Source organism: candidate division KSB1 bacterium (assembly GCA_034506335.1).
In the GTDB taxonomy this organism is placed as follows: domain Bacteria; phylum Zhuqueibacterota; class Zhuqueibacteria; order JANLFK01; family Oleimicrobiaceae; genus Oleimicrobium.
Genome location: JAPDPR010000031.1, coordinates 16098 through 42292 on the forward strand (window position 1 = coordinate 16098; position 26195 = coordinate 42292).

A 26195-nucleotide genomic window follows, 5' to 3' on the forward strand; every position below is an offset into this window, starting at 1 on the left:
GGCGAACAATCAACGGCTTGGCGAATTGTGCACCAATAATAGCAAACTTTGCCAAAGATTTCAAGTGTTTTTTTCGCAACAAATCGCACCTTCCTCGTGGTAGCCCCGGGTGGTAATGGCTCGCAGCAGCGGTTGTTGGTCGTCTACCTGCATGGTAATGCGCAGGCACCACAAGGGGAGGGGAGAGTCCTGGCCATGGAGTCTGGCCAGGTCCTTCTCTGTGGTCACCAGCCACTCGGCGCCTTGCTGAAGGGCGATCCGTGTCAGCGCTGCAAGATCGCGCGCGGAATACCGATGGTGATCAGGGAAGGAAAAGCGGCAGACAAGATGGGCCCCGACTTGCTCCAGCAGGGCAAAAAATGAGTCCGGCTGTGCGATGCCGCAGAAGGCGGCGATCGGTTTTTCGCGGAGCGCGGTCAGTTCGGCGTGCTCTCCGCCAGCGCTGCAGAGCTCTTGGGGCACGTGGCGCGCGGCAATTATGGGCGCCTGGGTAAAGCGCCGGACGGTAGCGGCCCACCGCTCGCCATCGGCCGGATTGCTCAGGCGCGTGAGCACCACCAGGGTGGCGGAGGCCAAACGGCGCGGGGACTCACGCAGTGGACCAGCGGGCAAGAGCCAGCAATTGCCAAAGCCGCGGCGACCGTCCACAAGGACTATGGCAACGTCGTGTCGCAGGCGACGGTACTGAAACGCGTCGTCCAGAACCAGCACTTCTGCTGAGAATCGCTCGATGGCCATGCGGCCAGCGCGTACGCGGTCGCGGTCCACAATGACCGGCACGCCCTTCAACCTGTTCGCCAGCATGAAGGGTTCGTCGCCGCTTTCATGAGGTTGCGCAAGCACCCGCTGGCCGTCGGAAACCACCACCAATCCACCGCGAGTGCGCTTGTAACCCCTGCTGATGATGCATACGCGTTCGCCGCGCTGCTGCAGCAGACGGGCAATCAGCTCCACCATGGGCGTTTTCCCTGTGCCGCCCACAGTCAGGTTGCCGACGACAACGACGCGGCAAGGGAGGGCGCACTGATGCATCAGACCGCTGTCGTAGAGACGGTTGCGGAGCCACGTGATCAGCGCGTAGGGAAGACTCAAAGGGAGCAAGAAGGCAGCAGGCCATTTACGAGCGAAAATATCCATCGGCCTGCCTCTCCAAAGCGATCATTTGTTCTTCAACCCTCTGGCGAAGCTGTTCCAGCTCCGTATCGGTGAGAGACGGCGGCACTGAAATCGGATGGCCGTAGAATATGACCGCACGAGCGAAAGGGCGCCAGAGCATGAATCGGTCCCAGCTCTTGGCAAAAATGGGGCGGTCGCAGGAAAAGGTGACCGGCACCAAGAGGGCGCCAGAGCGATGCGCCAAGTGAATGGCGCCAGGTTTCAGGTAGTGGCGCGGCCCCCGAGGCCCGTCGGGCATGATGGCACAGACGGCGCCCTTCTTGAGCGCGGCCAACATCTCGTGGAAGGCCTCGCGGCCTCCGCGCGTGCTGGAGCCGCGAATCGTCCCGTAGCCAAGCCTTTGCACGGTGCGGGCGATCATCTCCCCATCTTCATGGAGGCTGATCATGGGGATAATCCCTTGCTTGCGGTGGAGATAGATGGGCAGAAGGACGCGACCGTGCCAGATCATCACCAGCACGCCCTTCCCGCTGGCGAGCGCCTGCCGCCAGCGGTGGAGGCCCACTGCCCGCACACGGACCAACTTCCCCATCGCGAGGATGAAAAGCCACCCCAGTTTAGTGGCCAGCACAAACTTGAGCCGAGGCCAGTGCACCGTCATCCATCACCCTTCGCGGCGTTCGTCCATCAGACGCATGGCCAGTTCGGCCGTCCGGCGTGCCGCACCTGGAGTGCCCAGTCGCTCGGCCACTGCGTGCAGCTCGCGGCGCATGGCTTCTCTGCGGACTCCGTCCTGGAGCAGCGAAACCAGTTCATCCGCCAACAGGCTAGGACGGAAATCTTTTTGCACGAGCTCGCGCACCACCTGGTGACCGGCTACGATGTTTACCAGGCCGATGTAGGGGATCGTGATCATCCGACGCATCATTTGGTATGACAGCCACGAGACTTTGTAACCCAGCACGAACGGTGTGCCAAGACAAGCGGTCTCCAAAGTGGCGGTGCCCGAGGCGACCGCCGCCGCATCCGCATATTTGACGGCTGCGTAGGTGTTGTTGCGGACCAGAGTCACCTGATCATCCGGCGCGAGGAGGGAGAGGTAGAGCTCATCTTTGAGGGAGTCTGCCTGAGCCACGAGGGCCTGGATGTGCGGCATCTGGGCCCGCAGGGCGCGCACTGCCTGGAGCATGACCGGCAGCAAAGCGCGCACTTCCTGGGGGCGGCTGCCCGGCAGGAGGGCCACCAGGGGCCGATGCTCCTCAAGGCCGTAGCGGCGGAAAAAGGCCTCCCGGTCGCAGTCGACGTGCAGGACATCCAGCAAAGGATGGCCTACAAACGTGGTAGGAATGCCCGCGTCAGCAAAGAGGTCTTTTTCGAAGGGAAAGATTACTGCCGCCGCGTCGACGGTGCGGGCCATGGTGCGCAACCGCCCCATGCCCCAGGCCCAGAGTTGGGGCACGATGTAGTACAGAACCTTCAGACCATGCCGCTTAGCAGCGGCAGCGAAGCGAAGGTTGAAGCCTGGATAATCGATGAGGATCACCAAGTCGGGCCGACGGCGGACCGCCTCGTCCAGGGTCTGGGCAAAGATGCTGCGGAGGGCGGGTAGGTGCCTCAACACTTCGGCAAAGCCGATGAACGCCATCTTGTCGGCATGAAACAGCAGCTTCATGCCCGCTTGGCGCATCCGCTCGCCGCCTATGCCAAACAGCTCAACCTCAGGGTCCAAGCGCCGCAGCTCGCGCACGAGGCCGCTGCCGTGCAGGTCTCCAGAGGCTTCCCCAGCGATTACTAGGCATCGTCTATGCACCAAGGATGCCACCCTCCACCGCTTCGCCCGTTTGGGTGTGGTTCAATTGACAGGCATCCCCTGCTTGACGATGGAGACAATCTCACTGGCCACCTTGAGGGCCCGACGGGCATCTTCACCTGTGACCAGCGGGGGCACGCCGGTGCGTACCGCCCTGATAAAGTCCTCCAGCTCGGCTTGCAAGGGATCTTGCTCCGGGGGGGTGAGCTTGGTGTAGAGCACCTTGCGCCGCCGGGCACCTTTGTCGATCTGCCCCAAGATGGCGGAAAAACTCTGGGGCGGCTCGGGCGCCTCGATATCAACCAACTGGAAGACTTCGGTGATGCGCAGCAAGAAGTCGATCGAGATGTAGGTGTCGCGCTGGAAGAGGCGCATCTTTCGCATCTTGCGCTGGGATATACGGCTGGCAGTCACATTGGCCACGCACCCGTTGGCAAACTGGATGCGCGCATTGGCGATGTCCGGCTCGTGCGACACCACCGCCACGCCATTAGCCGCAATGTGGTCTACCTCACTGCGCACCAGGCTGAGGATGATGTCGATGTCGTGAATCATTAGGTCCAACACCACTGCCACATCCGTGCCGCGTGGGTCGAAGGGTGCCAGCCTGTGCGATTCGATGAAAAGAGGGGCAAGTTCGATTCCTTCCAGGGCGCGGATGGCCGGGTTGAACCGCTCGATGTGTCCCACCTGCAGGGTGAGGTTGTGCTGGTGTGCCAGAGCGATCATCTCGTCGGCCTCGGCCACTGTCGTGGCGATAGGCTTTTCTACAAAGACGTGCACACCGCGCGCCAACGCCTGCCGGCAGACCTCCAGGTGCGCTACGGTAGGCACTGCCACCACCACCGCCTCGACCCTGTCCAGCAACTCCTCCATATTGGGGAAGGCGGTGACCCCCAGAGTCAACGAGGCTTGATGTCGGGCCGCCTCGCTGCAGTCGTACGCTCCCACTAGCATGGCACCTGGTAGGTGTGCCAACGCCTGGCAATGGTAGGTGCCGAGCTTGCCTACGCCAATCACCCCTATGGGCAACTTTTCCACGGTCCCTCCTGCCTGTGAGTAGAACTAGAAAGGTCCCTTCACCCCAAAGCCCGGGCCGTCAGGCAAGATGAGCCAGCCATCCCGCACTTGCACCCCCTGGAACGGGTCGTTGGCAATGAGCAAGTTGCCATCCAGGTCCGGGTAGTCCACCAGCGGCGACAGGTGGGCGGCAGCGGTGATGGAGAGAGAGCTGGAGATCATGCATCCCAGCATGATTTTCATTTTTAGAGAGCGGGCCATCCAGATCATGCGCAGCGCCTCTTGCAGGCCGCCGGCCTTGTCTACCTTAATGTTGATGCCGTCGAAAGCTTGGGCCAAGGTGGGAATATCGCTGGCACTCTTGACGCTTTCGTCGGCGATGATTGGCAGGGGGGACCGCTCGCGCACCCAGGCCGTTTCTTCCAGCATGGAGCTGGGCATGGGCTGCTCCACGATTTCCACACCGTTTTGTGCCAGCCACTCGATCTTGCGGATGGCTACCTCCTTATCCTTCCACCCTTCGTTGGCGTCGACGCGCAAGGGTTTGTCGGTAACGCTGCGGATGGCGGCCATAATCTCTTCATCGTTGGGGCCGCCCATTTTGACCTTCAGCAAGGGGTAGGGCTCTGCTTCCCGTACCTTTTCCTTGATAACGTCCGGGGTGTCGATGCCAATGGAAAAAGTGGTGCGGGGTGCCTTCTTCGGGTCCAGCCCCAAAAAGCGGTAGAAGGGGAGACCAAGGCGCTTGGCGACCCACTCCATCAGAGCCATGTCCAGAGCTGCCTTGGCGGCCGTCTGCCCCTCACACACCTTTTGGATGGCCTCGCCGACGTGGACAAAGGTCCACGGGTCGCAGGTCTCCACGATGGGGCGCGCTAACTCAATGGTCTGGATAGTGGACTCCAGAGTCTCGTTGTAGCGGACATTGTGCGCAGCCTCGCCCAGACCAAAGATGCCGTCCTTTTCCAGCTTGACGAACACGTTGTCCTTATAGGTGCTGGTGTTGCGGCTCAAGGTCCAGGCATGCTTGAGATGGAGGCGAATGGTTTTGTAGGTTAATTTGAAAGGGCCGGACGAGGAAGCGCAACCCGCAGGGCCAATCGTGGTAAGGCCCGCGCCCAGCGCACCCGCAGCCAAGGCCGCCTTGCCGCTCTTCTCAAAAAACTCTTTGCGTGACATAAGCATTTTTTCTCCTCCCACCTGGCATTTTGACCCCGCTTAGACAATCATGGCCTAGAAAAAGATAGCGAATATTTGCAAAAACGCAAAGGAAAATTGTGGGTGCACCAGCCCCGGGCGTTGGCCTCGTGTTGTTCTCGTCATAACTGAATTGGCAGGGGGCCAAGTACTTTTCTCTTGAGGAGCAGGAGAATACCTGCGGTGTAAAGCACAGTAGTGGCTAACACGCCCAACCATTTTCGGCCGGTGAACTGGGCCCCAAAGAGCTCTTTTCCTCCGATATGCATGAGCAGCATGCCGCCTAGGTTGGATAGCCAGTAGATGGCCACAAAGAGCGCCGCGAAGCCGATGGGAATGAGCCGTTCCACGAGGCTGGCCATCACCCAGGCAAGGGGTATGTTCAGCGCGGCGTCATTCCACCACGAAAGGGGAGAAAGCAGATAGCCAATGCCCAACAGAAGGCTGCCACGCGTGCGAGCTTGGAGCGATGGGGTGAAAAACTTGCTCCATAAGCTGGGAAACAGCGCTGGTGCCAGCGACCGCCTTAAGGTCGCCCGACTTCCGGGTTTTTGGTAGTCAACCATGAGTGTTATCGCGCCGGGTTTCCGTTCTCAGAGCGACCTTTTCATGCGGGACCTACCCCCGTCTCATGCGCCGGTGGCGTCTGCGGCTCAGCAAAGTGAGGCTCCGTCGATACGGTCTTAGTTTTCAGCTCCGCCGGAGCGACGATGCCGCCAGAAACGATAAGCTTCAGGGCCCTCTCCACGGAAAGATTGAGCCTCGTGATCTGGTCGTGGGGGAATGCGACCAGCCAGCCCGTAGTCGGCACAGGCACGCTCGGGATGAAGACGTTGTACAGCCGCAAGACCTCCTCGCCGGAAGTTCGCACGGTCTCGCTCGTGATAAACCCGTAGCAATATATCCCCTTGCGGGGGTATTCAACCATTACCGCTTCTTTGAACAGCAACTTGTTGGGGTGCGATACGGCCTGAGTGATTTCTTTTGCAGCGACATAGATGTTACTCACCAGCGGTATGCCTTGCACCACGCTTTCCACCCAGGCGATCATGCGCCGCCCTGCGATATTTGCCGTCAGAAGACCTACTATGAGCACTACGAGCGCGGTGACCAGGATTCCAAATCCTGGCACATCGTAGCCAAACAGGCGCTGAGGCAATGGTCCCACCAGTCCGTCGATGGCGCCCAAGAGGAACTTCAGCGCCAAGAAGGTGGCCACGAGCGGCACTGTAACCAAAAGGCCGGCTACGAACCTGTCACGTAACTTTTTCATCGACTCCCGCACATCTCACCTCTCTCAAGGCATTGGGGCCCGCATATGGCAGCTGCAATGCTTATGGGGGCACGGCAACCGTGAAGCTTTACCGGCCTCTCCTTCGATCCTACGCTGAGTGGTCAGACCCCCACTCGCGTCCTCATCGTGTCCGTCCGTGGTCGTTCGCGCGCAGGACTAACGCTCGCTTTGCCAAAATGTTCCCGTAGGCGAAGCGCTGCACAAGTAATTTCTATTGGGGGACCGCAACAAATTTACACAGTGCCCTGGTCATAATCAATCGAAATCTTGGGCCGACCGGGGCAAAGCACGCCACTTCTTGCGTTGACCTATCCCATGCGGGGAAAGAGCGGGTTCCCACTAACGCTGAAAAATGGGCTTGCATAAGAGACCACTTTTTGCTAAATAACAACCGTTGCTCAAGGTCTGGCCCGAGGGCCTGAAGGCGAATGCATGCAGAGACCACAGGAGCCGCAGGAGGTGCTCGCACATGGAAAGACCACATGGTGGGACCGACGGGAAGGCGGTGATGGTGACGGGGTGTTCATCTGGCATTGGTCGAGCCGTGGCAGTGCATTTGGCGCGCCATGGTTTCCTGGTGCTGGCCACGGTGCGGCGCCAGGAGCAGGCTGCGGCGTTGCCAAAGGAGGACGGAATCATTCCCGTTTACCCGCTGGACCTGAGCGACACCGGACAAGTTGCGGCTGCGGTGGAAAACGTCGAGGCAATCCTGCAGGAAAAGGGATTGCCCGGCCTCTATGCTCTCGTGAACAACGCTGGCGGTGGCTCGATTGCTCCCTTGGAACTGCTCGACGTGGAGGTGCTCCGGAGGGAGATGGAGGTCAGGGTCGCCGCCCCTCTGGCGCTGCTTCAGGCGCTGCTTCCACGTATCCGCTCTGCGCAGGGGCGGATCGTGTGGATTGTGACGCCGGGGTTGATTCCGATCCCGTTCGTCGGAAGCATCCACGTGCCTGACTTTGCCGTCAACTGCTTGGCGCGCACCTTGCGATTGGAGTTGAGGCCATGGCATGTGCCGGTGGTCATGGTGCGTTGTGGCGGAATCGAAACAGCAGCGGTAACGAGGACCGCCGAGGAGCTGAGGGATCAGTTGAGGCGGTGGCCTGCGGAGCGTGCCCAGCTTTACGCCGCGGCGCTACACCGTGAGTTGGACGAGCTGGCGGAATTTGACCGCAAGCGCAGCGACCCGGAAGTGGTGGCTCGTGTGGTGCTTAGAGCACTGATTGCCTCAAGGCCGCGCGCTCGTTACACGGTGGGCTACATGGGCCGGGCGGCGGCCCTGGCGGAACTTCTACCTCAGTCAGTTCTGGACAAGGTCATGGCGTGGCGTACGTAGTTTGATGTCTATCGCCGAAGACTAGAAACCCTCTCCAGGAGATCAAGGCGCATGGTGAAAGATTGGTTCATTGTCCAGGGTCCGGTGATGCAGGCTTTGGTGGCCACGTGTGGTACGTGGCTCCTCACTGCCTTCGGGGCTGGTGTTGTGTTTGTGGTTCATGGTGTGCACCAGAAGGTGCTGGATGCCATGCTAGGCTTTGCCGCAGGGGTGATGATCGCCGCCACCTTCTGGTCCTTGCTTGAGCCGGCTATTGCACTGGCCTCTGCGGATAACGGGCAAGGGTGGTTGCCCGCAGCAGTCGGTTTTCTTCTGGGCGCAGCCTTTCTCGGCGGCGTGGACCGGGTTCTACCTCACCTGCACCTTGGCTTCCCCATTGAGGAGGCCGAAGGGCTGAGGACCCGCTGGCAAAGGAGCATTCTGCTGGTGCTGGCCATCACGTTGCACAACATTCCCGAGGGTCTGGCCGTGGGGGTGAGCTTCGGGGCTGCGGCTGCTGGCATACCCTCGGCCTCGCTGGCAGGCGCGGTGGCCCTGGCAATCGGCATTGGCCTGCAGAACTTCCCCGAGGGCGCTGCGGTATCCGCGCCTTTACACCGAGAGGGCCTGAGCGCCAGCCGAAGCTTCTTTTGGGGACAGCTGTCGGGTGTAGTGGAACCGGTTGCAGGCGTGGTTGGCGCCGCCGCCGTCATGGCGATACGCTCTCTTCTGCCCTATGCCCTCGCCTTTGCGGCAGGCGCAATGATCTATGTGGTGGTGGAGGAGCTGATCCCAGAATCGCAGCGCAGCCAGCACACTCACTTAGCCACGGGGGGTCTAGTCATCGGCTTTGTGATGATGATGGTGCTGGATGTGGCACTTGGATGAAGAGGGGCCGCGCCGGCAGCTACCATCGTGCGTCGCGGTGCGGACGGCGAGGCTCAAGGGTCCTACAGCCCCCAGCCCCCAGCTACTTCCAGATTGGTGCCGGTGATGTAGGCGGCGGCTGAAGAGGCCAGAAAGAGGACCGCATTTGCCACCTCTTCAGGAGAAGCCAGACGGCCCGCGGGGATGCGGTTTGCAAGCTCTTGACGCTCGGCCGCAGACATCGTGGGGTCCTCCACAAACCCGGGCGACACCAAGTTCACGCTGATGCCATAGGGGGCCTCCTGCTTGGCGAGGGAGCGAGTGAAAGCAAGGAGTGCGCTCTTGGCAACGGCGTGGGCGCCGATGTGCACGAAGCCCCGACCCGATTCTAGGCCGGCAAGCCCTACGTTGATGATACGACCGTGCGACCGGCGCCGCATGCCGGGAAGAGCAGCCTTACACGCGAGGAAGGCGCTGGTCAAGTTGCTTTGCAGGAGGTCCTGCCACTCCGCGGCTGTGGTTTCTGCAAGGGGCTTCCGCAGATAGTGCCCCACCACGTTGACGAGGATGTCCACGCGTCCCCATTCTTGCTCCACCCGAAGAACTGCCTCGTTCACCTCGCGCTCAACGGTCACATCGGCGCGCACAAGGACAACCTTGCTGCCAATCTCACGCAATTCGGCCGCGAGATTCTCGACAGCAGCTCTGTTGCTGAAGTATGTTAAGGCTGTGCGCGCACCGGCCTGCGCCAATGCCCGTGCAACTGCCGCCCCGATCAGGCCGCCAGCACCGGTTACAAGTGCCACTTGCCCATTGAGCTTCAGCTCCATGCGCCCTCTCTGCATCAAGTCCTGCACGTTGGCTGAGTCAGGGCGTTCCCTGGGGCAGAAGGAAGGATCTCTTGCCGGGACCTAGGGTTCCTTGCCCGCCGCATCCCCCGAACTGGCTGCGGTCAAGACGTGGCGGTCGAACCAGGCCAAGATTCGTTCCATCCAATCGACCACGTGCTCAGGGTCGCTGTCCAGGCAGTGACCTTCGCGCGGATAGACCACTAGGTCCACGTTCTTCCCCAGGGCAGTGAGGATTCGCGCCATCTCTTCCGCGTGCTCGCCATCTGCCACGCGGTCTTGTTCACCCTGGAGAAGCAGGACAGGGGTCTCGATAAACCGAGCGTAGAAAAGGGGTGAGCGCTCCACGTAGGGCTTACTGTCCAGCCAACAGTGTGTACCCAGGTAGGTGAGGTTCCACGCGTCGCGCTCGGGGCCGCCACCAGTGCAGGTTAAGTTGAACACGCCGGACAAGGAGACCGCAGCCCGGAAGCGGTCCGTCTGGGTGACTGCCCAATTGACCATATAGCCCCCGTAGCCGAGCCCGATGATGCCCATGCGCGCGAAATCACCCACACCGAGATCGTCCAGGTACATGACTGCAGCCATGAGATCTCGATAGTCGCCACCGCCGATGTCCAAGCGGCTGGCTTGAGCAAAATCATTTGTGTAACCAGCGCTCCCGCGCTGATTCGGTGCGGCTACCAGATAGCCGCGATTGGCAAAGACCTGGAAGAGGAACTTCTGGCGGAAAGCGTTTACGAAGCGGTCATAGGGTCCATCGTGGACGAAGAGAATGACCGGACAGCGAAGGCCCGGCACGTAGCCCACCGGGTAGACGACAACCATCTCTAGTTCGTGGCCCTCGTTCTGATAGCGGATCACCGCCTGGTTACCCAGAGAGAATTGGGCTAGTTGAGAAGAAAAGTCCGTCAGCTTCTGCTCCTTGGCTTTGGAGCGGAAGAAAAGCTCAGGGAGGGTTTGTGCATCCTCATGAAGGTAAGCAATCGTCTGGCCGTCAGCTGCCACGCTTAAGCTCCCTGTCACACCTACGTCACGAAGAAGACTGGTGATGCGCTTGCCGTCCAGATAGACTTGGTAGACATACGTGTTGGTCCGAACTGCGACGCGCACATACACGGAGCGCCCATCTGGCGCCCACACAGGGTCACTCACCGCGAAGTCCAGTTGCTTGGTGAGCCAGGTCAGACGGCTGGTCACGAGGTCCACACTGACGAGTTCGCTCTGGCTGCACACCACCTCGGGTTGGGCTGGCGTGAGACAAGCAAGAGATAGCCCGTCTGGGGAAAAGCGGGGGCAGGAAAGGGACAGGCCAGAAAGGGTTGCCTCTCGCGTTTCCCCTGTGGACAGATCAAGCAGCTTGACTGAGGAAATAGACTTTCGACCTGTGGCGTCCGCCTTTGTAGAAAAAGCAACCCATCGCTCCTCCGGCGAAACATCTATCTCGCTCACTCCCGGCCCCAAATCGGCAACCCACCGTGGTGTGCCATCAGGTGGGTCCACCGCCCACAACTCGTCTGGCGCTCCAGCTGGTCGGAAGACAATGGGATCTCCCTCGTGTGTTGCGGAACGCTGCCGGGCGACGTAGTAGAGCCTTCTGCCCACTGGTGACCAGCGATAGGCAACCACCTCCTCTAACCCACTCACGCATACCGCTTCACCCCCAGAGGCGGGGATGAGCCACAAGCGCATCGTGCGCTCAGCCGACGGAGCTCGGCCCCCGAGGGAGCGGTCTGACAAGAATGCGATAAACTCACCATCCGGAGACCAAGAGGGAGCCCAATCGCTGCCATCGCCCGTAGTGAACTGGCGAAGAGAGTCGCCCATGGCCGTGGCAAGCCACAGATGGGAAACAAATCGGCGCCCGGCAAAGTCGGCTTCACGCACGCTCAGCACTGCCTTGGAGCCATCAGGTGAGATCACGGCCTGGGTCGGGTAGCGAAGTGCCACGGCGTCCCGGGCCGTCAGAGGCGTCTGCGCATGCAGACTGGCCCACAGAGGCAGTAACAGCAGTAGCGCCCAGCCAGCTCTCATTACAGCACCTCCTGAGGTCTCTCCTTCTTTAGCGGAGAGGCAATACGATTCGCATCGTTGTGCCAACGCCGACTTTTGTCTCTTTGATGAAGAGCTTGCCGTGGTGATAGTCCTCCACAATCCTTTTGGCGAGGTTCAGCCCCAACCCCCACCCGCGGCGCTTCGTGCTGAAGCCAGGCTTGAATATTTCCCGGCGGTGGCGGGAGTGGATACCCCTGCCGGTGTCCTTCACGTCGATATAGACGGTGCGCCCCTTCTCTCCCAGCCCCAGGGAAATGGTCACCACGCCGCCACCTTCGGGCAATGCCTCAAGGGCGTTCTTCACCAGATTTTCCACCGCCCACTCAATCAGATCCCGGTTCACAGGCGTGGCTGGCACTTGTTGGTAGTCTTCGATGATCTCCGTCCTGGTGTCCATTTGCGGCAGACGCCGGCGCAGATAACCGGCTACCTCACCAAGGATCTCTGCCAGCGGCTGCGGCCGTAGCTCCTGGCGGGCACCAATCTGGGAGAATCGCGCGGCCACCTTTTCTAAGCGGTGCACATCCCTGCTCATCTCCGCCGCGGTCTTCGCTACCTGTTCTAGGCTCGTGCTCTGCTTGATGAGGTCCAGCCACCCCATCAGGGAGGAAATGGGTGTGCCTAACTGGTGTGCGGTCTCCTTGGCCATGCCGACCCACAGAAAGCGCTGCTCGCTCCGTTTGATGGAGCTATAGCCGACAAAGGCCACCAGGACAACCAAACTCACCACCGCGATCTCCACATAGGGTAAGTAGCGGAGGTGGGTGATAAGACGCGAGTCCCCGTAATAGATGTACCCGAGGTCTTGGCCGGCTGCCCGAATCACGATGGGCTCGTTTTCCCTGGCCATGTTGCGCAACATTTTCTTTACCGCCGCCAAAGTCGCCGGCGAGCGGTCATTTTCGTCCAGACCCACATTTCTCCAATACTGCGGCTCATTGGACACATCGGTCTGAATGGCCGGGAAGTTGATGCGCATGATGACCTCTTCAAAAAAGAAGCCGATGAGCTCGCTACTCTGTTCGTCGTTCTCCGTTCCGATGATCTTCTCGTAAGTATTGGCCCAGAGGGTGACGATTTGCCGCGCATCGGCCCGCAGCTTGGCAACGAGCTGCTGCGTGTAGAGGAGCAGGCCAACTACCGAGCCTGCGACCAACACGAAGAGCAGCCCCTTGAACCGTCCGGTCCTCGTGTAGAGAGTATTGACCATCCCGTTCTTCCTACTTGGACTGGGAGGCGCCGGGGCGCCAGCGTTTCAGCAAAACGGGAACGGTCTCGTAGCCAACCACGCCGGCGGCAAGGAGGAGGCCCAGGATGCTTAGACTTAGGCCCAGCCGGAATGAAGCGGGCCTGAAGGAGAATCTAATCCTGTGCTCGCCCGGCTGCAGAAAAAGCCCGCGCAGCACATAGTTTGTCTTGTAAATCGGCACCTGGCGTCCATTGTCGTAGGCCTTCCAGCCAGCTGGGTAAAAGACCTCGCTCACGACCAAAAGCGTCGGGGCAGCCACCTGGGCCTGCAGCTCGATGTCATGGATGTCGTAGGAGACTACCCGGACCTGATTTCCCGCCGCCGGGCTGATGGTGAAGGGCGGCTGCGTCTCGATCACCGCCATGCGATGGGGGTCAAACTGCCCGCTCTTCATGAATTCGAAGATGCGATTCCGCCCTGAAATGACCACCACGCTGTCGACGAAAAACGCTCGCGGCAAGGCTCTGGTGTTGAGGAAGACGCTGGGCATGTCGTCCAACACCTTATGGAACTGCTCATCGCGCAGGTCGTAGTAGGAGACCACGTACTTGACGTTGAGCATGTCCAGGAAGGCCCTGTCTGCCGCGATCCGCTGCGGTGAGATGGTGCCCGGATGGACCGGCTGGAGCATGGGCCTGCCCTGGTGGGAAATAAGCCGCCAGTACTTGGCAAAGAGCGGCGGAATGCCGGGGAATGTCCGCTGGTCCAGGCCGCTTTCTTCAATGAACTCCTGATAGATGCGCAACTTAGCCGCATGATACCCGAACACGCTCTGGATCTTGTGGTACATGTACCAATTCGGCGTCCGGTTGTCCGGAGCCGCGTAGATGCGAAAGATGTCCGGATCCCCTTGGAGGTACTTCACGGCCTCGGTCTTGGCGAAGTAGGCCCGCTCGTCGTCACGGTCCCTGGGATGAATGATGCGCGCGTCGACCAGGTAAAGGTCAAGGACGGCAGCTCCCGTAACCACCGCCGCGATGAGCATGGTGCCCACCTTTCTGCGAAGACCGAGCATCACCATGCCTGCGCTCACTCCAGAGAAGACGAGGGCCAAGAACGCGTCCAGTAGGGCTCGATTGTAGGCTGCGGTGCGCACATCGACCGTGAGCTCGCGCGGTGAGCTCCCAGCGAGCGAGATGTACGCCCCTTTGCCCACAAGCAGGAAAAGGAACACTAGACCCACCAGTCCAAGAAAAGCCGTTGCATAGGTGGACACGCTTCGGGGCACATGCTTGCCCTGGCGGGTCGACCAGGCGAGAACCTCGTGCAAGCCTATCCCAGCCAGCAGCAACATGGCAATATCCAGGACGATGTGAATCATGCTGGGCACGCGGAAGCTGCTGAAAAAGGGGAGGAGGTGGAACATGGGCTTGTAGAGGAGGGGGAAGTGTTGGCCGAAAGACACAAGCAGTGCCAAGACCGCGACAAGGGTCAAAAAGATAGTCTGGCGGTCCCGACGCAGCACCAGGGCCAAGCCCGCAAAGAAAAGCACCACCACCCCGAAGTAGAGGGGATAGTCGGTGAAGGGCATCTTCCCCCAATAGGTTTCCCCGCCAAAGCCCAGGAACGATGGAACGACGAAGGTAATCATCTCCAGGGGGGAGAAGGACCATGCAGTGGCATAGTCGTAGTTAAGCCCTCCCTCGGCTCCTCCCCTGATCGAGTAATGGGAATACTCATACACGGGCAAGGTGAGCACGGCCGAGAGCATGATGCCGAGCAGGCCGGCTCCTACCAGAAGGAGCCCGCCCTTCCAAATAGGCTGCCAACCGCGGCGGTCGCGGAGAGCGGCAATACTCTGGTACACGAAGTACAAGGCGATAAGCAGCGCCGTGTAATAGGACACCTGGAGATGGGCGCGCAGGAGCTGAAAACCGATGGCCAGCCCCAGCAGCGCAGCGTATACCACCCGTCGCTTGCTCAGAACCAGATCGGTGAGGTAGAGAGCGAGGGGGATGAGAACTAGTGTAAGGAACTTTGTATTGTGCCCGAACGCAGTGAATGCGACGAACTGGGGCACGAACACGGTGGAGATCCCGGCGAACATTGCCGCCGCCGGGTGGACCTTCCAGCTCCGCAGCAGAAGAAAGACCAGGGAGCCAAAGAGCAGATAGTTTAGCAGAATAAAGACAAATGGAGGAAGGTGGAGCGCCGCGAGGACGGACCTGAACACCGAGTCGATGGGGTTCACTCGTGGCGCGCTCAGCAGGCTGCCGTATGATGGCATCCCACTAAAAATGTACGGAGTCCACAAAGGGAAAATCCCGCGCCTCAGCGCGTCCTTGACGAATGGAGCCGTGGAGTCGGCAGTAAGCTTGTCCGGGGGTAGGAGGGTCTTGCCCGAGAAAATGATCTGCCCGTACACGAGGCAGAGAAGGACCACCACGACCGCGACCAGGAGTGCCAGGGGGCGTCGCTCCAGCAATGAAGGGTGTGCCTGGACCGCGGGGGCATGCTGTTTTGTTTTTCCCATGATAGGACCTCATTGCAAAGTGAAGCGCCAGAGTACAGAGCTGGCGCTGACGAGAAATGCCTATGTCAGTGCAATCCCCAGAGCCTGAAGCTGAGCCTTAAGCTGGTCCGGGTTTTCATAGAGAATGGCGTTCATCCCGGTGGCACGTGCGGCAGCCACGTTCGGCTCCAGGTCGTCGATGAACACCGTTTCGGATGGGGTACAGCCGGCGCGGGCCACCGCCAGGGCGTAGATCTCCTGATCAGGTTTGGCCAAGTGTTCGCGAAACGATAACACCGCCGGACTAAGAGCACACACAGGCTTGACGTGCTTGGCAATCCAGCGATAGTGGGCCACGTTGGTGTTGCTGATGACTCCCACCTGCAGACGCCCATCGAGCTGCGTCAAAAGTTGGAGAACGGCATCGTTGGGCGAGAAAATATCGCTGAAGGCGCGAACAAACTGGCGCTCGCTCATCTCTAGGCGCAGGACATGCCGCACCCAGCGATAGAAGCCAGAGGTCGAAAGAAGTCCCAGCTCATACTGCTTTGTCTGCGGCGCATTGAGCACCAGCTGCCCGATTTCTTCTGGCGTGCAAGGACTGTTCTCGGCCGCTCGTTGCAGAAAGAGCTCGAGGTGAACGTTGACAATTACTCCCCCCAGGTCGAACAAGACCGCTTTGATCATGCTTTGGCCACTAACACCAGGTTCGCCGGCTGCTGCTTTCCTTGTGACTGGCCAAAGTTATAAAAGGGCATGGCAAAAGTCAAGGGAAACGTCCACCGGGGTGAGAATTAGTTCGGTGCCGTGCTGTGCCCCGGTTCTGCGGCGGTGCCGGGCAGGCCCAGCGCACAACCTATCGCAGGATTCTGCGAAATCGTCCACCAGGCTTGACCCTTCCGCAGGAACGCCCGTATCTCAAGGTTTGAGTATTACCTCCCCCCAATCAGCGTGATCGTAATCAATTCCATCGCCCGCATCGGCGACGTGCAGACGTAGAGTCTGCGCGCCGCCCACGCTGACCTGAAAGCGGCGTGGGGGATCACCTGCCCGCATCACCCCGCTCTGCCACAAAAGTCGCTCGTCACCATAGATTTGGAATACTACCGAACCTCGCCCCTTTGGCACCTCATCGTCCACGCCTACCCAACCTTCCAGGAGACGAAAGTTCCCACCAAGCCGATACTCCACATCAGACACCGCGTGGGTGCCGATCCCTTTGGCGAATTTCTTCCCTCCTACACTGATGTTGTTCCCTTCCACGCTTGCGTCCATCTGTACGCTTGCCCACCCGCATGTGGACCGGGTGGGACGGACGTCGGAAAGCCAAATCTGCTCAGGCGGGCGTATCACCTCGCTCAGGTCGAGGGCGGAGGAGGCTTGGCTGGTGGTTCCATCGTACCACACCGTGGCCACCGTCACGGTGTTCTTGCGGCGGTGGTCCAGCCCCAATAGTTCGACCCTCGGTAAGGGCGTATATCCGAGTAGCGCACCATTGAGGTACACAAGATAGCCGCAATTTAGGCTGTACACCGGTTCCCAGCTCAGTGCCACGCCGTCCAATTCAATCTGTCGAGCGCGCACACGTCGCGGTGGCTCTACCGGGTACGCATAATGGTCTGCTCGTTCAAAGCTCACCTGCCACGCCACCTCGCGCGAGCGTGGGCTGGTGAAGGTACACGTGGCCCACCCCTGGTGGTTGGTCACCTGAACGGGCAGCCGTTCAGCTCGTGCTGTCTTGATGCGGAATGTCTCCCCGGCTCGGGGGAAAGCAAACCGCAGCTCGTAGCGGTCTCCGGCCACCAGCGCGCTTCTCCCGGAGATGGTCATGGTGCTGGGGTCGTAGGAAAGCTCTTGCAGTTCCACCCATCCCTGTGTGATGTGGCGGTTAGTGGAGACCAGTTGTGGACGGTCTTCTGCCTTCACAAGGGTCAGGACACGACACGAAGCCGGGGCAAGATGCACGAAGATACCTTCCTCCCAGCAGCCGACGTACTCCTCCGCCCAGAAGTCGTACACATGCATCAGGGACTGCTCGGGTAGGCCGAGGTCCCGCCAGGACAGGAGCAGGCACAGGGGCCGATGTTCATCGAAATTGAAAACGCTCACCACATCATAGTCGCGGTCGAGGTGACGCACCTTCAGGTCCCAAATTGGCTTGCGCCCAGAGGAGGGAAAGAGGTCTAAGGGACGAACGTCCACCGCTGGGAAGACACGTTTCAGGATTTCTACGCGCTCGGCAGGGAGGTCGGGCAAACGGTCGCTGGCCATCAGCGCCTGCCCGGTGAGGCCCTGGAGCGTGGCCCAGGCCCTGGCCATGTCGAGCGTGAGTGGCGGCCGTACCAGCATCACATCTGGGTCGCAGTACCAGGCGATGTTGTGCAGGAAATACCAGCGCATGGTGGCATCCACAGCGGTCAAGAAGCCGCGCCAGTCGCAGAGCACGTCGCCGCCAGTACGCGAACCGTCCATGAGACCTACCCCGGCCAGGGGGATGCCCCAACATCCCAGGAGGTAGGACTCTGGCCCAATAGCCTGCCGGATGGTGCGCAAGGTAGCGCGATAGAGTTCTTCTGGCTCTTCCTGCGGCTGCCGCATAAAGTGGCGCTTTGCCCGGTACTCGTCAATGACAATCGGCTGCCCGTCGATCTTGAAGTAGGTGTAGCCCCAGGACCGCAGCCTGGCGAAGAGCTCGTGCAAGTAGGCATGACCCTTTTGCGTGGACGGGTCGAGCAGGTACATGCCTTCCCATGTTTCCGAGGCACTGCTGCTGTCGGGCTTGACCAGGAAGGCCCCAGAACGTCGCACCACCTCCGGATTGCTTTGGCCATGGGGCGCAAGCCACAACCCTGCCTCAAGACCTTGGGCCCTGATGTACCCAGCTAACGCATCCATCCCCTCTGCAAAACGCCGGTCAATGGTGGTCCAGTCGCGATTGTCTCCCATTCCGTGACCTGTACCCTGCCAGCCATCATCGATCTGGCAGTAGCGCGCGCCGTAGGGTCTGAGGTTCTTCCCCAACCAGGCCGCGTTTCGACGCACCTCCTCGGCGCTAATCTCCTGGTAGTAGAAATACCACGAGCACCACCCAGAAGGAGGAAGGGGAAACCGGGACTTGTCAATCGGAGCATAGTGGGTGATTCCCAGCCGTGTGCAAAAATAGTCCGCAATCCGCGTGCCGTCGGTCAGTTCCACCAGGTCTTGGTCAGGGTGGAACGTCCCTTGGGCCAAGGCTGTCTCCACGGGCCCAAGAGTCATGACGAAAACATCCGGATGCTCGTGGTCATCGATGCGGCATGGAATCGGGTGTGGCCATGACAAGTGGCGGTCGTGGCGTTGCGGAGAGCGGGCGCAGGAGAAGAGCGCCGTCCCCACGAGCATTCCCACTGCAAGCACCATAAACCTGCTCATCAGCTCCTCCAGCATGGCATTTTGATCAGATTAGCACTTAAGGGCTCCGCTAGTCATCCCTTTCATGAAGGCCTTAGTGGTCAAGGCAAAGAGCACCAGGAGCGGCAGCGAGGCAATTATGTAGCCAGCAAACAGCACCGGGTATTGCGAGCCGTACAGAGAGGTGTTGTAGGCCAGCAACCCCACTGGCAGTACAAATTTGCGGGCATCGTTAAGGGTGACAAAGGGCCACATGAACTCGTTCCATGTCCAGAGCAGATTCATAATGGCGACCACACCGAGCATAGGCCTCGACAGAGGCAGCACCACATGCCACAAGATGCGCGGCTCGCTCGACCCGTCCACGGTAGCGGCATCGAACAGCTCACGAGGAATGGCCTCAAAACAGGTGCGCAAAAGGAAGATGGCAAATACCTGCCCTCCGCTGATGTACGGGAGGATTAGGGCCCAATGCGAGTTCAAGAGCCTCAATTGCCGGACTACCATGAACGCAGGCACTAAGGTGAGTACCCCGGGGACCATGAGCACGGCAAGCAGAACCAAAAAGAGGGTTTTCTTGCCTGGGAAGGTGAAACGAGCGAACACATAAGCAGTAAGGCACGCCAGCACCAGCACCCCGGCAACAGACGCGCCACTCACCAGCGCGCTGTTGGCCAGATAGGGGCGGACATTCTGCCATGCTTCCGCATAGTTGTGCCAGTGCAAGGGAGTGGAAACGCCCCAGAAGTTGCGGTAGAACTGCGGAATACTCTTGAGCGAGGTCAATGCCATCACTGCGAAAGGGAGGAACGTGAGGGCCAGGGCGCAACATAGCACCAAGTGGAGGGGCAGCTGCGCGCGCACAGATGACGAAGTCTTTCTCACGTCAATTCCTCTTGTTTCATGAATCTGAGATTAAGAACAGTGAGCCCCAACATAGCCGCAAAGAGCACCACGCCAATGCTGCAGGCGTATCCCATCTCGTTAAAGGAAAAACCGCACAGGTACATCCACAAGCCTGGTACCATCGTCGCATAACCAGGCCCGCCGCGCGTGAGGATAAGGAAGAGCTCGTACCCCTGCATGGTGCCGATCATGGTCAGAACGGCGATGACTCGCATCTGTCCCATCAACAGGGGCAGCTCGATGCGCCAGAACCGATACCACCACCCTGCCCCTTCAATCCGCGCGGATTCCAGTGCGGATTCGGGGATATTGAGCAGCCCAGCGTAAAAGACCAAAAGGGCAAACCCCGAGACAAACGGGAAGCCCACTCCGATCACCGAGCCAAGCGCAGTCTGTGGGCTTCCCAACCAACCCTTTACCCACTGGCCCAAACCCAGTTCCTGCAGTAACCTCGTCAGAAGCCCACAATCTGCATAGATGAACTGCCAGAGCAGAATAACCACCATGGCCGGCACGACCATGGGCACCACGAACAACACGCGATAGAGGTAGCGCCATCGCTCTTCCGCGAGGTGGAAGATGAGGGTGGCCATGACGAGCGGCACGGCGATCTTCAAGGTCAAGTTTACCACCATGACCAGCGCCAGATTGGCGAACGACTTCCAGACCACGGTGTCGCCCAGTAAGCGCGCAAAGTTCTCGGTGCCTACGTAGTCTTCCGTCCCGCCGGGGTCCCATCGGTAGACGCTGTGCACGAACGCACTGACGATGGGCCAATAGTTGAAGACGGCAAGCAGAGCGAAAGAAGGGAGCAATGCCAGGTAGATGCCCCTTGGCGCGCGCCGTGTCATGGCCTTCTCCTCGCAGCCAGCAGTTGGGCCTCGACCTCTGGTGACCACGTGGGCAACCCTTCCGGTTCTGGCCAGCCGTTCTCAGCGATCAACCGGTCGGCAGTCTCACGGAAGTAACGCCCCATCTCACGCATCAGTCCCTCAAGGGTGATCCCGTCCTCCAGGAAGAGATGAATCATGCGCTGGTGATGATCGGTAAAGCGATGCCCCAGGGAGTAGTTCCATTTCGTCGTGCAATACCGCCTTTTGATGATCTCGGCGAAGGGCGTGAGCATCGGCGGTAGCGGTGCCCCGCGGATGTTGGGCACAAACAACCCCGCCTCATTGACAATTCGCGCATTATTCTCTGGCGTGGTCAGGAACATGAGGAAATCGACCACTAGGTCCAGCTCGCCATCGTCGACAGCCCGTCTCGTCACATGGAATTGCATCCCGGCTCCGCCGATGACGCACTGTTCGGCTCCGCAGCAATAAGGTGACTCGGCCTTGCTGATAGGGGGTGGGTAAAACACTCCCCAGCGGAAGGTGACCAGCGGGTCGAGAAGCAGACGTCGCACGAACCAGGAGGCGTTCCAGAACATCGCCGCTTTCTGCGTGACAAAGAGGCGAACGCCATCGGTATTGGTGAGGTCTTTTTGCCAGAAGGTGCGCCACTGGCGCAGCAAACGCCATATCTCGGCAAAGCGAGGGTTGTCAGGTGCAAACCACCCCTTTTTCATCAGCCAGCAGAGCTCCTCCGGCAGAAGGTAGCCTTGGTAATACTCTTCTTCCAAGGGGGAAGCCTTCTTGTAGTCGATGACATCGAGCAGCTCGAAGTAGCATTGGTCGAAGATAAGGTCTTGGGCCCAATCATGGTGCATCAGCGGTGAGATTAACAAGGGAACGTAACCCGCGGCGGCCAGCTTCTCTTGGAGTTGGATGAACTCCTGCCAGGTGCTGGGAGGGACAAGGGACAGCGAGTCGAAGATGTCTTGATTGTAGAAAATGCCGGTCTCGACTAGGTCGTACACGATGCAGTACAGCTTCTTGTCTGGGGCGCGCTTGGCCTCGGTGAGGGGCCGGTTGATGAACAGATCGCGCCAGTGCTGGTTGCCTGGCACGTAGGGGTTGGGCATGTCCAGATAGGGGTCGAGCGCTATCCACCAGCCCTTGTTCTGCTCGATATCGGGCCACACGGCCTCGGTGTTTAGCTGCACGATCTCCGGCGCGACGCCGCCGAGAAGCTGCGTGCGCACCCATTCTCCCTCCGAGCCGCCCAGCAGCATCAGCTGGGTCAGGAACTCGATGCTCACGTCAGGGTGTAAGCGCTCGTATTCGTCTGCCACTTGCCGAAAAGCACGCAAGGGTGGACCCACTGCTTGCGGGCGGGCGCCAGGACGATACTCCCCTGCCGCCACCTGAATCAGATGTGGCCTGCCGGGGTTCAGCGAACGGCCGTAAGACGGCGGGTGTTTCCAGCGCCACTCCCCGCCACCGTTATCGGCCTGCTTGATGGTGCAGCTCGGGCACGCAGTGAGTAGTATCAGCACGCATACGGTGGCCCTGGAGCTAGGGCGCTTGAGCCGGGGGGAAATCCGGTTAGTCAGCCTATGCTCCTGATGTTTAGTGGTTGTTGACCCAATGTTCTGAGCGTTCCATCTTTCTTGCGCACCAATATAACAACTTCTGCTTCAGAGTCAAGAAAAAAAACGGCCAGGGCGAAGAAATGAGTTGCGATAGTCACCACCATTGCATAATTTTCTTCGAGGCGATGCACATCGGCACGTGACGAAGCGCAAGGAGGAAGGAATGCGTAGGGTCTTTCGAGGAACACTTTTTCTGCTGGCAACGCTTCTTTCGTGCAGCCGACCAAGCGGCGATAAGCTGGCGCCGAATTCCGCCGCGTATGTCCTGGCTAACGACTTGGCGCGGATGTTGCCATTTCTCGATCCGGACGAGAATCGGACGCTGATTAGGACGCGCTATTTCCGGGTCACCACCGGCGATGCCATGCAGTACCTCGTGAACAAAATGGGTGAAAGTGCGGCGAGCTTCCGCACCATGCCCCCAGAAAGAGTGAAGGCGACAGTGCTGCGAACGGCAGAGACATTGGCGGAGCAGAAGCTCTTGATGCGTGCTGCTAGGGAAGCGGGCATTTCCGTCTCCCCGGCGCAGGTGGATAGCGTGATGGAAGCACAGGCCCAGCGTTTCGGCGGACCTGAGCAGTACCACCTGCTTTTGCAGCGCTCAGGGGTGAACTTGGACTTTCTGCGTGCCGAAGCGGAAAGCTCTCTGCTGATCGCGCGCTACTTGGAGCGGGAGCTGGCACCGCTTATCGAACCCACCGAAGAGGATATCCGGATGGCCTACGAAGAGGAGCGTTATGCGACATTCCGGCACATTCTCTTCCTGACCGAGGGGCACGTAGAGGAGGACAAGCAGGCTATCCGTGCCAAGGCAGAGGGCGTACTGGCACGGGCGCGCGCAGGTGAGCCCTTGGCCGAATTGGCCCGACTCTATTCGGACGATGCCAACACAAAAGAGAATGGCGGGTTAATGGAGCACGTCCCCCGCGGCGAGTTGGTGGAACCTCTGGACAGCGCGGCCTTTTCTCTGCCTCCTGGCCAGGTGAGCGACCTCATTGCCACGCCATATGGCTACCATATCTTGGAGGTGGTGGAAAGGCATAAGGACCCGCGACCTCTGGAGGAGATTCGGCCCTGGCTCGTCAGTGAGTGCCGGGCGAAAAAGCGCGTGCCCGTCTATCAGCAGTTCCTTGAGCGCCTGCGCAAGGACGCCCGCTGGCGAGTAGCGCGCGTATGAATGGGGGAGGTCCTCGTACGCTCAGGAGCCCCAAGACCCAAGTCCAGGTTCCAGTTCTCGCAAGGAGGAGGCGCACATTCAGCGCCAAGGATCAGAGGGCAGCGGTGTCGTTGGCAGGGCGTGGCCCATAGAAGGGGTCTCACTCGCGTACAAAGAAGGGCTCTGCGGGGAGGGGGAAACCCCTAAAGTGAAAAAGGCACGTCCAAGCGGAGGCGTGCCTTTTCTCATTTGCCGGGCTCTTGGTAGATACTGTCAGTGGCGGGCCTTCAGGCCGGTATCTTTCTGACCGCTCCTCACGTAGACGACGCCGATCAGGCCACCAGTTTTTTGACTACTTCCACTGCCGATGCGGCATCGGGTGCGTAGCCGTCAGCGCCGATCTCGTCAGCATAGCTCTGCGTCACTGGTGCGCCGCCAATGATGACCTTGAAGCGGTCGCGCGCCCCTTTCTCCTCCAGGGCCGAGATTACACCCTTCATGTTCACCATGGTCGTGGTCAGCAAGGCCGAAAGGCCAATCACCTGCACCTGGCGCTCCTGAGCGGTGGCGATGAATTTGTCCGGGCTGACGTCCACACCCAGGTCGATGACTTCGAATCCGGCCCCTTCTAGCATCATTCCCACCAGGTTCTTGCCGATGTCGTGCAGGTCGCCCTTCACCGTGCCCAGCACACAGCGACCGATTGGCTTGACGCCGGTCTCCACCAGTTTGGGCCTGAGGATGGCCATGGCGCCCTTCATGGCTCTCGCGGCGATCAAGACTTCGGGAACGTAGAACTCGTTGTTCTTGAACTTTTCGCCAACCACGTTCATGCCAGCAATGAGACCTTTGTTGAGAATCTCAGCAGGGGGGATCCCTTCCGCCAGCGCCTGCGTGGTCAAGCGCTCCGCATCGGGTAACTTACCGCGGATGATGCTCTCTGAAAGCTCTTGGAGTAGAGTCATGACAAGTTTCCTCTCAGCTCGTTGCTACCTTCACTGTGAGTTCCTTCTGTGCGGCCGGACCGCATAATGACCTCAGAGCGCGGCCAGAATGCGCTGAAGCCATGCGGCACTCTGCCGCGAAGTCTCCAACAGAGGCTCGCAGTGTGTTTCCAAAGTAATGTGGTGCAGAGCTCGATCGCGGGCCAACTCCTGGAGCTGGCCGGTGTAATCGATTTCCCCCTGTCCCACTACCACCGCCTTATAGCCGTCGTCAGTGGTCACATAGTCCTTGACGTGCATGTTGATCACCCAGTCCCGTATGGCGCGATAGCCGTCCGGGTAGGGCCGTTCCCCCCCGGTAAAAGAGTTGCCTGGGTCCCAGTTGGCCATCAGATATGGGGAGTTGATGGCCTGCAGCACGCGCGCCGTGCCCGACCCTGTATCGCACCAGAAGCCTGGCTCGTTTTCTACGGCCAGCATGAAACCGTGTTGTTCGGCCCGGCGCGCCAGCTGGCCGAACAGGTCCAACACGTGTTGATAGCCGTTCTCGTCGCCCTCGGCGCGCATTATGCCAAAGGTGATGATGAGGTTAGTCCCCACACGCTCGGCAAGGGCCATTGAGTCGTCAAGAACCTTGGTGAGCTCTCGCTGCAGTCCTTGGCGGTCATGAAGGGTGAGCTTGAACATGCCGGGGGAGACCGCTGTGATGTTGATGCCCCGCTCCTTCTTCATGGCCAGAACGTCGGCGAGGTCTTGTTCGCTTATGTAAGGCACGCGGCCGCTGCGCAAACAGCGCAGCTCATAGTCCTCGATCCCCCACTGCAAGCCGTGGCAAACGGCCTCCCTGAAGTCAAGGCTGATTTCATCGGACACGATGCCGAGCTTCATGACCCTCTCTGCGCTCATGTACCCTGCGATGCAGACAAAATTCGACTGCAAAAATACAAAAAAAAATCCGCCCTGTCAATGAAAAGTTCGCTGGTGCACTTTCGAGTTCCTTGCAAAGGATGCGGAGCAAAGGAGGGGCGCAACGTGAATCCATTGAGAATCACCTTCGCAGTCTTGGCGGTACTTGGCGGCCTTTACGTGAGGGGAGATTCTCGCAATGGACGCAAAGGCAACGCGAAGAGCGCAGTGCACATCCCTTGAAGATCCCCTTGGCAGCCTTGGCGGTACTTGGCAGCCTTTGCGTGAGATGAGGTTTTCCGGAAGGCGGCTGGCTCAGAGCAGCAACCACCGCCCCAAAATGAGCAGGGTGACGATGAGCAGCGCCCGTAGCGAGTTGTGCTCCGAACGCAATGCTTTCCGGAAAACTGGATGGGAAGGCTCGGTGTTGGAGAAGCCACGCAGGGAGGGTAGCCAGCGCCGCACATGGCGGCAGTACTCGTCATACTCTGCCCCGAATTTGGCGCGTAGGAAGTGCTCCTCTTCGCGCACAATGGAACCGTATTGCAAGGCAAATAGACCTACCAGCACCAGGAGCATCCAGGGCATCCACGGCCAGGCCATGACCAAAATGCCCAGGCTGAGCAGGAAGTTGCCCACGTACAGGGGATTGCGGACATAGGCATAGGGCCCGTCGGTCACCAGACGGTCTGCTCCTACGCGTCCGGTGGTACGGGTGGCGCTGCCGGCGTAGAGCACGCCCCAGAGACGGATCGCTTCCCCTACGAGCGCCACCGCAAGACCAACGAGAAAAGTGGTAAGTGAAGGCTTAGCCAGGATCAGCGCGGCAATGAGCAGTGGCACGGGGGTAAAGCTGCGGTATTTGAAGAACAACTTGCCGATATTCACTCGCTCTCCTCAGCGGGTAATGTAGCTTTAGCTTTTTATACCGCAGCTGGGTCCCCTTTGCGGACAGCCCATGCGCCTGCCGCACACGGAAGCCGGCGCACATCTCTTGCCCCGGCTGACGTAGACGGCCCACGCCGCACCACCGTGAATTGTCACTGGATGGAAGAGGTCACTGCGCGGGCGCAGGAAAGAGCAGCGCTTGTCGGCGGTGGCTTCGCGGCCCTTCGCAACCAACCCGCTCCAACCCATCCTGGAGACAGCCGCCGTCAGCGCACTAGCGCCACCTTCTGGCTCACCACCGATACATCT

Annotated in this window: 22 protein-coding genes; 3 read left to right on the forward strand and 19 right to left on the reverse strand. The window is 59.8% G+C overall.

The genetic code is table 11. From position 1 onward, the window contains the following. Positions 1–60: 60 nt before the first annotated feature. The 7 genes from lpxK to ONB25_09930 form a co-directional block, all read right to left on the reverse strand. Entirely contained in the window at positions 61–1137 is a 1077-nt protein-coding gene (gene lpxK, locus ONB25_09900) for a tetraacyldisaccharide 4'-kinase (protein ID MDZ7393190.1), read from the reverse strand. Next, the gene (locus ONB25_09905) at positions 1118–1777 is read right to left on the reverse strand and encodes a lysophospholipid acyltransferase family protein (protein MDZ7393191.1); all 660 of its coding nucleotides are present in this window, start codon (positions 1775–1777) and stop codon (positions 1118–1120) included. Before ONB25_09905 ends, lpxK begins: the two co-directional genes overlap by 20 nt. Positions 1778–1780: 3 nt before the next feature. Continuing rightward, a complete protein-coding gene (gene lpxB / locus ONB25_09910; protein MDZ7393192.1) occupies positions 1781–2926 on the reverse strand; it encodes a lipid-A-disaccharide synthase in 1146 nt (381 codons plus the stop codon). 42 nt (positions 2927–2968) lie between these two features. Beyond that, the gene (locus ONB25_09915; protein MDZ7393193.1) at positions 2969–3967 is read right to left on the reverse strand and encodes a Gfo/Idh/MocA family oxidoreductase; all 999 of its coding nucleotides are present in this window, start codon (positions 3965–3967) and stop codon (positions 2969–2971) included. A 24-nt stretch (positions 3968–3991) separates the two neighbouring features. Then, positions 3992–5125 carry a dipeptide epimerase gene (locus tag ONB25_09920; GenBank protein MDZ7393194.1) on the reverse strand — a complete coding sequence of 378 codons (1134 nt, stop codon included), beginning with the start codon at positions 5123–5125 and terminating at the stop codon, positions 3992–3994. Positions 5126–5265: 140 nt separating this feature from the next. Then, entirely contained in the window at positions 5266–5709 is a 444-nt protein-coding gene (locus tag ONB25_09925) for a hypothetical protein (protein MDZ7393195.1), read from the reverse strand. A gap of 41 nt (positions 5710–5750) precedes the next feature. Next, complete coding sequence (locus tag ONB25_09930) at positions 5751–6416, reverse strand: DUF502 domain-containing protein (GenBank protein ID MDZ7393196.1); 666 nt, start codon at positions 6414–6416, stop codon at positions 5751–5753. A gap of 490 nt (positions 6417–6906) precedes the next feature. Here ONB25_09930 and ONB25_09935 point away from each other — a divergent pair, with 490 nt between their 5' ends. Both ONB25_09935 and ONB25_09940 read left to right on the forward strand, forming a co-directional pair. After that, positions 6907–7770, forward strand: coding sequence for an SDR family NAD(P)-dependent oxidoreductase (locus ONB25_09935; protein MDZ7393197.1), 864 nt, complete (start codon positions 6907–6909; stop codon positions 7768–7770). Positions 7771–7821: 51 nt separating this feature from the next. Beyond that, positions 7822–8637, forward strand: a complete 816-nt coding sequence (locus ONB25_09940; GenBank protein MDZ7393198.1) for a ZIP family metal transporter — start codon at positions 7822–7824, stop codon at positions 8635–8637. A 62-nt stretch (positions 8638–8699) separates the two neighbouring features. Here the strand turns inward: ONB25_09940 and ONB25_09945 are convergent, their stop codons facing one another. The 9 genes from ONB25_09945 to ONB25_09985 all read right to left on the reverse strand — a co-directional run bounded on the left by ONB25_09945 (position 8700) and on the right by ONB25_09985 (position 21896). Then, entirely contained in the window at positions 8700–9461 is a 762-nt protein-coding gene (locus ONB25_09945; protein MDZ7393199.1) for an SDR family oxidoreductase, read from the reverse strand. 66 nt (positions 9462–9527) lie between these two features. After that, positions 9528–11498: a S9 family peptidase gene (locus ONB25_09950; GenBank protein ID MDZ7393200.1), complete on the reverse strand. Its 1971-nt coding sequence runs from the start codon at positions 11496–11498 to the stop codon at positions 9528–9530. A 28-nt stretch (positions 11499–11526) separates the two neighbouring features. After that, positions 11527–12729: a HAMP domain-containing histidine kinase gene (locus ONB25_09955; GenBank protein ID MDZ7393201.1), complete on the reverse strand. Its 1203-nt coding sequence runs from the start codon at positions 12727–12729 to the stop codon at positions 11527–11529. 10 nt (positions 12730–12739) lie between these two features. Continuing rightward, the gene (locus ONB25_09960; GenBank protein ID MDZ7393202.1) at positions 12740–15241 is read right to left on the reverse strand and encodes a YfhO family protein; all 2502 of its coding nucleotides are present in this window, start codon (positions 15239–15241) and stop codon (positions 12740–12742) included. A 60-nt stretch (positions 15242–15301) separates the two neighbouring features. After that, the gene (locus ONB25_09965) at positions 15302–15907 is read right to left on the reverse strand and encodes an HAD family phosphatase (GenBank protein ID MDZ7393203.1); all 606 of its coding nucleotides are present in this window, start codon (positions 15905–15907) and stop codon (positions 15302–15304) included. A gap of 231 nt (positions 15908–16138) precedes the next feature. Then, the gene (locus ONB25_09970; protein MDZ7393204.1) at positions 16139–18631 is read right to left on the reverse strand and encodes an NPCBM/NEW2 domain-containing protein; all 2493 of its coding nucleotides are present in this window, start codon (positions 18629–18631) and stop codon (positions 16139–16141) included. Between the two features lie 30 nt (positions 18632–18661). Further along, the gene (locus ONB25_09975) at positions 18662–19495 is read right to left on the reverse strand and encodes a carbohydrate ABC transporter permease (protein ID MDZ7393205.1); all 834 of its coding nucleotides are present in this window, start codon (positions 19493–19495) and stop codon (positions 18662–18664) included. Beyond that, on the reverse strand, positions 19492–20367 hold the full coding sequence (locus ONB25_09980; protein MDZ7393206.1) for a sugar ABC transporter permease: 876 nt from the start codon (positions 20365–20367) through the stop codon (positions 19492–19494). Before ONB25_09980 ends, ONB25_09975 begins: the two co-directional genes overlap by 4 nt. Beyond that, positions 20364–21896 (reverse strand): ABC transporter substrate-binding protein, encoded by a 1533-nt coding sequence (locus ONB25_09985; protein ID MDZ7393207.1) that lies wholly within the window; start codon positions 21894–21896, stop codon positions 20364–20366. Before ONB25_09985 ends, ONB25_09980 begins: the two co-directional genes overlap by 4 nt. Positions 21897–22155: 259 nt before the next feature. Here ONB25_09985 and ONB25_09990 point away from each other — a divergent pair, with 259 nt between their 5' ends. Then, positions 22156–23169, forward strand: a complete 1014-nt coding sequence (locus ONB25_09990; GenBank protein MDZ7393208.1) for a peptidylprolyl isomerase — start codon at positions 22156–22158, stop codon at positions 23167–23169. 311 nt (positions 23170–23480) lie between these two features. On the opposite strand, the gene ONB25_09995 is transcribed toward ONB25_09990, so the two are convergent. The 3 genes from ONB25_09995 to ONB25_10005 form a co-directional block, all read right to left on the reverse strand. Beyond that, on the reverse strand, positions 23481–24113 hold the full coding sequence (locus tag ONB25_09995) for a corrinoid protein (protein ID MDZ7393209.1): 633 nt from the start codon (positions 24111–24113) through the stop codon (positions 23481–23483). A 72-nt stretch (positions 24114–24185) separates the two neighbouring features. Further along, positions 24186–24980 (reverse strand): sugar phosphate isomerase/epimerase, encoded by a 795-nt coding sequence (locus tag ONB25_10000; GenBank protein ID MDZ7393210.1) that lies wholly within the window; start codon positions 24978–24980, stop codon positions 24186–24188. A 333-nt stretch (positions 24981–25313) separates the two neighbouring features. Next, positions 25314–25886 carry an isoprenylcysteine carboxylmethyltransferase family protein gene (locus ONB25_10005; GenBank protein ID MDZ7393211.1) on the reverse strand — a complete coding sequence of 191 codons (573 nt, stop codon included), beginning with the start codon at positions 25884–25886 and terminating at the stop codon, positions 25314–25316. Positions 25887–26195: the final 309 nt, after the last annotated feature.